This window comes from Salipiger sp. HF18 (assembly GCF_011806505.1).
In the GTDB taxonomy this organism is placed as follows: domain Bacteria; phylum Pseudomonadota; class Alphaproteobacteria; order Rhodobacterales; family Rhodobacteraceae; genus Salipiger; species Salipiger thiooxidans.
Genome location: NZ_JAATOS010000778.1, coordinates 1 through 1,242 on the forward strand (window position 1 = coordinate 1; position 1,242 = coordinate 1,242).

A 1,242-nucleotide genomic window follows, 5' to 3' on the forward strand; every position below is an offset into this window, starting at 1 on the left:
ACGCGGTCCTGGGGCGGCTGCTCGACGTCACCGGCGCCACCGGTGACGGCCGCGGCGCCCTGCCCGACGACACGCCCCGTCGCCCGATCCACGCGCCCCCTCCGCCGCTCGGCGCACAGGGCGCGGGGTCCGAGATCTTCTACACCGGGATCAAGGTCATCGACCTGCTGGCGCCGCTCGCGCAGGGCGGCAAGGCGGCGATGTTCGGCGGTGCGGGGGTCGGCAAGACCGTTCTGGTGATGGAGCTGATCAACGCCATGGTGGCGCGCTACGAGGGCATCTCGGTGTTCTCGGGCGTCGGCGAGCGCTCACGCGAGGGGCACGAGATGCTCTCGGACATGACCGCCGCCGGGGTGCTCGACCGCACGGTGCTGGTCTACGGCCAGATGAACGAGCCGCCGGGCGCGCGCTGGCGGGTGCCGATGACCGCGCTGGCCATCGCCGAGCATTTCCGCGACGCCGAGGCGCGCAACGTGCTGCTGCTCATGGACAACGTGTTCCGCTTCGTGCAGGCGGGCTCCGAGGTCTCGGGCCTGCTCGGGCGCATGGCGAGCCGGGTCGGCTACCAGCCGACGCTGGCCACCGAGGTCGCCGAGCTGCAGGAACGTATCGCTGCCTCCGAGAGCGCCGCGATCACCGCCATCGAGGCGGTCTACGTGCCCGCCGACGATTTCACCGACCCCGCCGTCACCACCATCGCCACCCATGTCGACAGCACCGTGGTGCTGAGCCGCGCCATGGCCGCCGACGGCATGTACCCGGCGGTTGATCCCATCGCCTCGGGCTCGATCCTGCTTGATACGCTCATCCTCGGGGACGAGCACGTGAGCGTCGCCAACCAGGTGCGCCGGGCCATCGAGCACTACCGCGAGCTGCAGGACGTGATCTCGCTGCTGGGCATGGAGGAACTCGGCCGCGAGGACCGTCACATCGTCGAGCGTGCCCGCCGCCTGCAACGCTTCCTGACCCAGCCCTTCACCGTCACCGAGGCCTTCACCGGCCTGCCCGGACGCTCCGTCTCCATCGAGGACACCATCGCCGGTTGCAAGGCGATCCTCGCGGGCGAGACTGACGACTGGGACGAAAGCTCGCTCTACCTCGTGGGCGATCTCGCCGAGGCGCAGGCCAAGGAAGAGGCGGCGCAGCGCGCGGAGGACGCCGCCGCATGAGCGCCGGGCTGCACCTGACGGTGACCACGCCGATGGAGGTGCTGGTGGACGCGACCGACGTCCGGTCGGTGCG

1 protein-coding gene is annotated in these 1,242 nt (G+C 70.9%); it reads left to right on the forward strand.

Going from position 1 to position 1,242, the window contains the following annotated elements:
- On the forward strand, positions 1–1,169 hold a 1,169-nt coding region (atpD, locus tag HC022_RS26845; RefSeq protein ID WP_167454409.1), incomplete at its 5' end, for a F0F1 ATP synthase subunit beta.
- Positions 1,170–1,242: the final 73 nt, after the last annotated feature.